This is a genomic window from Sphingomonas sp. UYEF23 (genome assembly GCF_040546165.1).
Taxonomy (GTDB): Bacteria; Pseudomonadota; Alphaproteobacteria; order Sphingomonadales; family Sphingomonadaceae; genus Sphingomonas; species Sphingomonas glacialis.
On record NZ_JBEPNG010000016.1, the window covers coordinates 20887 to 28659 of the forward strand.

At 65.3% G+C, this 7773-nt stretch carries 3 protein-coding genes and 1 tRNA gene; 3 read left to right on the top strand and 1 reads right to left on the bottom strand.

Features of this window, described 5'->3' with window-relative positions:
• Position 1: 1 nt before the first annotated feature.
• The 3 genes from ABIB28_RS18000 (at position 2) to ABIB28_RS18010 (ending at position 6837) form a co-directional block, all read left to right on the top strand.
• Positions 2-1387: a DUF1501 domain-containing protein gene (locus tag ABIB28_RS18000; RefSeq protein WP_354289440.1), complete on the top strand. Its 1386-nt coding sequence runs from the start codon at positions 2-4 to the stop codon at positions 1385-1387.
• A gap of 308 nt (positions 1388-1695) precedes the next feature.
• A complete protein-coding gene (locus ABIB28_RS18005) occupies positions 1696-3573 on the top strand; it encodes an ABC transporter ATP-binding protein (RefSeq protein ID WP_354289441.1) in 1878 nt (625 codons plus the stop codon).
• A gap of 453 nt (positions 3574-4026) precedes the next feature.
• Positions 4027-6837, top strand: coding sequence for an MHYT domain-containing protein (locus ABIB28_RS18010; protein ID WP_354289443.1), 2811 nt, complete (start codon positions 4027-4029; stop codon positions 6835-6837).
• 727 nt (positions 6838-7564) lie between these two features.
• Here ABIB28_RS18010 and ABIB28_RS18015 read toward each other — a convergent pair.
• Positions 7565-7641, bottom strand: a tRNA-Met gene (locus tag ABIB28_RS18015).
• Positions 7642-7773 lie beyond the last annotated feature (132 nt).

Consider the following 7773-nt stretch of genomic DNA (forward strand, 5'->3'; position numbering starts at 1 on the left):
CATGAGCGTTTTCGATCACGATGAGTCACGGCGCGCATTCCTTCGCCGGTCGGCGCAATTGGGGCTGGCGGGCGTTGCGACGCCCTTCGTGACCAGCCTGGGCGCGATCGGCGAGGCCGCGGCGGCGACGGCGGGCGATTACAAGGCGCTGGTCTGCATCTTCCTGTACGGCGGCAACGATTACGCCAACACGCTGCCGCCCTACGACGCGGAGAGCTATGCGCTCTATCAGGCGCAGCGCTCGAACATCGCGCACGCCCGCGATGCGCTCGCGGCGACCGCGCTCAGCCCGACCAACAGCCTCGGCGGGCGGCAATATGCGATGGCGCCGACGATGGCGTCGCTGCTCCCGGTGTTCAACGCCGGAAAGATGGCGGTCGCGCTCAACGTCGGCACGCTCGTCCAGCCGACCACCAAGGCGCAGTACAGCGCCGCCTCGGTCCGGCTGCCGCCGAAATTGTTCAGCCACAACGACCAGCAAAGCTATTTCCAGGCATCGAGCCCCGAAGGCGCGACCTCGGGCTGGGGCGGACGGATGGGCGATCTGTTCGAAAGCGGCAACGGCACCGCGACGCTGACGTGCATCAATGCCAGTGGCAATGCGGTGTACCTCGCCGGCAAACAGGCGATCCAATATGCGATCGGCACGGGTGGCCCGACCGCGCTGATCAACAATGCGACGAGCCTTTACGGCTCGACCACCGCCGCGTCGACGCTGCGCACGCTGATGACCGCGTCCTCGGGCAACATCCTCGCTAACGAACACGGCAAGGTCAGCGCGCGGGCGCTCAACCTCTACAGCCAGGTCTCGAGCGCGCTGGCGAGCGCACCCGCGGCGAACTTCCCGCTCTTTCCGACGACCAACTCGCTCGCGCTGCAATTGCGCATCGTCGCGCAGATGATCTCGGTGTCGCAAACGCTGAGTGCGAAACGGCAAGTGTTCTTCGTTTCGCTCGGCGGCTTCGACATGCACCAGAACCTCGCCACCGCGCATCCGACACAGATCGGGCTCGTCGCCGATGCGATGCGCGCATTTTACGACACGACCGTCGCGCTTGGCGTGTCCAACCAAGTGACCGCCTTCACCGCGAGCGATTTCGGCCGCACGCTCGTGTCGAACACCAGCGGTGCCGATCATGGCTGGGGGTCGATGCACTTCGTCATGGGCGGCGCGGTCAACGGGCGGAAGATCTACGGCACCCCGCCGGCGATCGGCAACGGCACCGCCGACGATGTCGGGCAAGGCCGCTTGCTGCCGACGATTTCGGTCGATCAATATGCCGCGACACTCGCGAGCTGGTTCGGCGTGTCGGCCGGCGCCATGCCGACGGTGTTGCCGAACATCGGCAATTACAATCCGTCGTCCTGGAATCTCGGTTTCGTCTGATTTCAGCGTAAGACTCGCGGCGTCATCGTGGAGCGAATGCCTGCCAATTGACCCACAAGCCGTCTCTCCCGACTGCATTTCCGCGCCAACTTTAGACACGCACTCATCGGTCGCGCACGTCGGCCTCTTCGACGAGCCGGTGCCGGCGCCGTTAGGCTCGGATCGAACTGCTCGCAGCATCTAGAGGGAAACATCGAGTACCCCTGCCAACCCAGGTACCGATTGTGTATCGGGTGGGTATGCAGATGACCTTATCGCCTCCCCGACCCTGGTACGAAGCTGCCAGCATGTCGTCCCGGAACGGTTAAATGGCTCTCGGCGCCAGACCGGGTCGTGGCGGTGTTCCGCCCCGGCCGACCAGCTGGCGCGAGCGGCTCGGTGCGCTGCGCAACCTGCCACCGTTCCTCGCCATGGTGTGGGACAGCAGTTGGCAGCTGACCGCCACGACCGTCGCCGTACGGCTGGTGCGTGCGTTGCTTCCGGTGGCGACGCTGTTTGTCGGCAAGCTCATCATCGACGAGGTCGTGCACTTAAGTCACCTCGCGGTTCGCCCCGATAGCCTCGCGGCTTGGCTGGGCTCCGGTCTGCTCGGCCGGCTCGAGGTGCTCCTGCTGGTCGAGTTCGCTCTGGCGGTCGCCTCCGATCTCCTCGGCCGGGCCGTCTCGTTGGTCGACGGGCTGCTCTCCGACCGTGTCAGCAACGACGCAAGCGTACGGCTGATGGAGCACGCCGCCACCCTCGATCTCGCCGACTTTGAAGACGCGGCCTTCCAGGACCGCATGGATCGCGCGCGCATGCAGGCGAGCGGGCGCATGTCGCTGATGGGGCAGCTGTTCGGACAGGTACAAGACATCGTCACGGTATTAAGCTTCGCCGCCGGCCTGGTCGTCTATGCGCCGTGGCTGATCGTCCTGCTCGCCATCGCACTGGTGCCCTCGTTCCTCGGCGAGGCGCACTTCAACGCGCTGAGTTACGCGCTCAGCTATGTCCGCACGCCGCAGCGCCGCGAGCTCGACTATGTCCGACAGGTCGCCGCAAGCGCGGACACGGCCAAGGAGGTCAAGATCTTCGGCCTCAGCCCGTTCCTGATCGACCGGTATCGCACCATCTCACGCGACACCTACCAGGCGAGCAGACGGTTGGCGCTGCGCCGCGCAGTCTGGGGCTCCGGCTTCGCAGCCCTCGGCACGATCGCCTATTACGCCGCCTACGCCTACATCGCCTGGCGCGCGGTGAGCGGGGTCATCACGATCGGTGACCTCACCTTCCTCGCTGCCTCGTTCCTGCGACTTCGTGGGCTATTGGAAAACTTGCTCACCGGCTTTTCCTCGACCGCTGGGCAGGCATTGTACATCGACGACCTGTTCTCCTTCTTGCGGACGGAGCCGGGCATCCGCTCGCCCGCAGGAGCGCTGCCGTTCCCCGATCCCGTCCGGCAAGGCTTCGTCTTCGAGGATGTGGGCTTCCGCTATGCAGGTGCCGAACGATGGGCGGTGCGGCATCTGTCGTTCACGTTAGCGCCCGGCGAGGTGCTGGCGTTGGTCGGCGAGAACGGGGCTGGCAAGACCACCCTCGTGAAGCTGCTCTCGCGGCTCTACGATCCTGTCGAGGGCCGCGTCCTGCTCGATGGACGCGACCTGCGCGACTACGACCTCGACGGCCTGCGCGCCGCGATCGGCGTGATCTTCCAGGACTTCGTCCGCTATAATCTGCCCGCCGCCGACAACATCGCGGTCGGCCGCATCGACGCGCGGGGCGATCGCGCGCGGATCGAGGCTGCGGCATCCGCAGCGCTCGCCGATGATGTGGTTGCCAACCTGCCGAACGGCTATGACCAGATGATCGGCAAGCGGTTCCAGGGCGGCGTCGACCTGTCGGGCGGCGAGTGGCAGAAGATGGCGATCGCCCGCGCCTATATGCGTGACGCCCAAGTGTTGATTCTCGACGAGCCCACGGCGGCGCTTGATGCGCGAGCCGAGTATGAGGTGTTCCAACGGTTCCGCGAGTTGAGCGCCGGACGCTCAGCCGTGCTGATCTCGCACCGCTTCTCCAGCGTGCGAATGGCGGATCGGATCCTCGTCCTCAGCAACGGTCGTGTCGAGGCATCCGGGACCCATGGCGATCTGCTCGCTGCCGGCGGCCGCTATGCCGAGTTGTTCGAACTCCAGGCCGCGGGCTATCGGTGACGGGCACCTGCCCGGATTCCAGTACCCGGCCCTCCGCGTTGGCGGCACCTTGAACCTTATGCGCTGAATGGGGCGCGGCGGCCTATGTCCTCCTCCCTCACGCGGGCGATCGAAATTGCGTTGCGGGCGACAGTGCCGAACGGCTCGTCCGACTCCGACAGCACAGCCTTCCCGTTCGTGACTGCGCCCCACGGCGGCGGTTGCCGAATGCGCACTCCCGAAATGCGTTTCCTCCTCTGCGGGTTTTATCGAGAAACCACGGCGACTTGATCTTTCTTGGCCAGTTCGGTTTCTCGTTTTGCAGGCTCGGTTCGGTTTCGGGCGGCGTTACGCTACGTTAGCCGCGACACATCGGGGCGCACCGGGCGAACCATGCGACCCTCCTCACGCAGATCCGCTACGCGCGGCCGCGCCGGAGTTGCGAACGTCAGTTCTCTGTGGAAATGTCGCTTCATGACCATGACCGGGGTTCACGACCCATATCTCGTCTCCCTGTCGATCGTGATCGCGATTATCGGATCGTTCACCGCGCTCAGTCTCGCGAGCCGGATCCGGCGCTCGAGCGGCCGTTCCCGCGCCGCCTGGCTCGCGGCGGCTGCGGCTGCGCTGGGGGGCGGAATCTGGTCGATGCACTTCGTTGCGATGCTCGCATTCAGCATGCCCGGCATGTTGATGCGCTACGAGCTCGCCCCGACGCTGCTCTCGCTATGTCTCGCGATCGGGTTCACCGGCGCGGGCCTGGCGATCGTCGATTGGCAGCGCGCGTCGGTTTCCAGAATGCTTGCGGCGGGCCTGTTGATCGGCACTGGCGTTGCTTCGATGCACTATCTTGGGATGGCGGCGATGCGCATGCCCGCGACCCTGCGCTACGACGCGCGATGGGTTGCCGTTTCCGTTGCGATCGCGATCGTCGCTGCGACATTGGCCGTCTGGCTGGCGGGTCGCGATCAGCGATCGGGCGGCCGCGCGGGAGCCTCGGTCGTCATGGGGTTCGCCATCGCCGGCATGCATTACGTCGGAATGTACGCAGCGACGTTCACGCGGTCGCGCGGCGTCGGCGAGGCGAACGGGCTTGCGAGCCTGGGACAGGCGTACCTGGCGACCGCGATCGGCTTGGTCACGCTGTTCGTTCTGCTGCTCGGCCTGGCGGCGGTTTGGGTCGAGCACCTCTTGCGGACAAGCGCCGAGCGCGAGGAACGCCTGCACTTCTTCAGCGAGCTCAACGACCGGCTGCTCCGGTCGTCAGACGCGTGGCATGCGATGAGCGCCGCCTCGGAATTGCTCGGACGCAAGCTGAGCGCATCGCGCTGCGCCTATGCCGACGTCGATCGCGACGGCGACCGGTTCTGGATCCGGAGCGACTATACCGCGCCGGGACAGGAAAGTTCGGTCGGGGCATACAGTCTCGACCTGTTCGGGCCCCGCGCATCGCAGAACCTTCGCGCCGGGGAAGCGGTCGTCTTGCGCGATATCGCCCGCGAACTTGAGCCCGGCGGTGGGCGCGAGATGTTCCAGGGCATCTCGATCGACGCGATCATCTGCTGCCCGCTGATCGGCGGCGACGGTCGGCTTTCGGCTATAATGGCGGTGCATCAGGACCACGCGCGCGATTGGACCGCAAACGAAATCCTGCTCGTCAAAGAGGTGGTCGAGCGGTGCTGGGCGCATGTCGGGCGGATCGGCGCGGAGGCGCGGCTGCGGGAAAGCGAGGAGCGCCTGCGGCTCGCGGTCGACAATGCCGAGATCGGCTTCTGGGATCTGGACGTCGTCAACGACGCCTTGGTCTGGCCCGCGCGCACCAAGGCGATGTTCGGCATCTCTCCCGACGTTCCGGTCACGCTGACGGACTTTTACGAAGGCTTGCACCCCGAAGATCGCGAACCGACCGCCGTCGCGTTCACCGCGGCGATCGATCCCGGCCAGCGCGCGCTCTACGACGTGGAGTATCGCACGGTCGGCAAGGAGGACGGGATCGTCCGCTGGATCGCCGCCAAGGGCCGCGGCGTCTTCGACGAAACGGGGCGCTGCCTCCGCGTCGCGGGCACGGTCGTCGAGATCACGGGGCGTAAGCGGGCCGAGGAAGCGCTGCGCGAGCTCAACGCGACGCTGGAAGCCCGCATAGCGACGGCGCTCAAAGACCGCGAGGAAGTGCAGGAGGCGCTGCGCCAGAGCCAGAAGATGGAAAGCATGGGTCAGCTGACCGGCGGCGTGGCGCATGATTTCAACAACCTGCTCACGCCGATCATCGGCAGCTTGGACCTGCTCCAGCGCAAGGGCGTCGGCGGGGAACGCGAGCAGCGTCTGATCGCGGGCGCCATGCAATCGGCGGAGCGCGCGAAGATCCTCGTTCAGCGATTGTTGGCGTTTGCGCGGCGTCAGCCGCTCCAACCCGTGGCGGTCGACATCGGCAAGCTCGTGAGCGGCATGGGCGAGCTCATATCGAGCACCACCGGCCCCCAAGTCCATGTGGTGATCGACGCAGGCGCCGACCTACCCTGCGCGCGCGCCGACCATAACCAGCTCGAAATGGCCATCCTAAACCTCTCGGTCAACGCGCGCGACGCGATGCCGGATGGCGGCACGTTGCGCCTGTCGGCGAGCACCGCGGCCATTGGGCAAGGCCACCGCTCTGGTCTCGACCCCGACCGCTATCTCTGCATTGCAATCTCGGACACCGGATCCGGAATGGACGAGGCAACGCTCGCGCGCGCGACCGAGCCATTCTTTTCCACCAAGGGCGTGGGCAAAGGGACCGGCCTGGGCTTGTCGATGGTCCACGGACTGGCCTCGCAGCTCGGCGGCGCGCTCACGCTGCACAGTCAGACCGGCGTCGGCACGACCGTCGAGCTGTGGCTACCGGTGAGCGCCGGGGAAACACCAGTAGAGATGGCCTTCGAAAAGATCGTTTCGCACGTCGCCACCGGCACTGCACTGGTCGTCGATGACGAGGATTTGGTGCGCATGACCACCGCGGACATGTTGATCGATCTGGGATATCAGGTCATCGAGGCAAGCTCGGGCGAGGGAGCGATGCGGTTGATCGGCGCGGGCGTTCGATTCGATGTGCTCGTGACCGACCATCTGATGCCGGGGATGACGGGCACCGACCTCGCTTACGCCGTGCGCGACCTGTCCCCGGAGCGCCCAGTGCTCATCGTCTCGGGTTACGCGGAAACAGCCGGGATCGACGCCACCCTTCCGCGGCTGACGAAACCGTTCCGTAGGGACGACCTGGCAGCGGCCTTGAGCCAGCTGCGAAGCTGAAACGGGCCGCGCGGCCCCAGGACGACATCCACGTGGTCCCGAAGCTGCGCAACCCCGGCCACTTGTCTCGCTCCTGTTTTGCGCCGAACCGACTGCGTCCTCCTGTTCGGGCTTCATCTGGCCGGTGTCAGGGATTACCGACGGGGGATGGGCTTCGGCTTCGCCGACGGGTTTGCGCCGGACGTTCTCGTACAGAGCCAGGTCATACGCGGCCAATGTGACCGCCGCCGCCGATCGCGGGTAGATTTCGTCACCTCGCGCTGGAATTTGCGCGCGAACTTGCGCTGCCGCATTTCACCGTGCGGTTCCAAAACCTTCTGTATCCTGGTGTCCACGAAACCGGCACCAGCTGAGCGCGCCGGTCCCGGCCCTGCTGCAATGCCAGCTTGGCTCCCCCGCGGCGATGCCACGTAACCGCGAGGCCAAGCCTCGGATAGCGACCGGGCGACAGCAGCTTCTTGTCATTGTCTAATACGTAAATCGCCAGAGCTTCGAGCGGTTCGGGCAGACGAACGCATAGAGGCTGTCGCTGAGTGCCATGGGGATATCTCCTGCATGGATGCAGCATTGGATCCTCAAAATATCCCAAGAAACTCAACATCATTGGCCAAAAACGCGGCCAAGCGCGCGCGGCGAGCGGCGAGCGGCGACGAATTGGTGACAAGCCACTGAAAGCAGGTACAAAAAACCGCCTCGGAACATCCTGAGACGGTTTGGTATGTGGGTGTGGTTGCGGGGACAGGATTTGAACCTGTGACCTTCAGGTTATGAGCCTGACGAGCTACCGGGCTGCTCCACCCCGCGCCAGGGTAGATGACATGTAAATGGGTTCTCATGAGATACACGAACGTTTTGTGTTCACCGGCTTCAATGCCTGGCGACGACCTACTCTTCCATCGCTTAAGCGATAGTACCATCGGCGCAGTCAGGTTTCAC

Bases quoted from the DNA above. Each gene is read 5' to 3' on its own strand.
- ABIB28_RS18005 (WP_354289441.1), top strand. From the start codon at position 1,696: ATGGCTCTCGGCGCCAGACCGGGTCGTGGCGGTGTTCCGCCCCGGCCG.
- ABIB28_RS18000 (WP_354289440.1), top strand. From the start codon at position 2: ATGAGCGTTTTCGATCACGATGAGTCACGGCGCGCATTCCTTCGCCGG.
- ABIB28_RS18010 (WP_354289443.1), top strand. From the start codon at position 4,027: ATGACCATGACCGGGGTTCACGACCCATATCTCGTCTCCCTGTCGATC.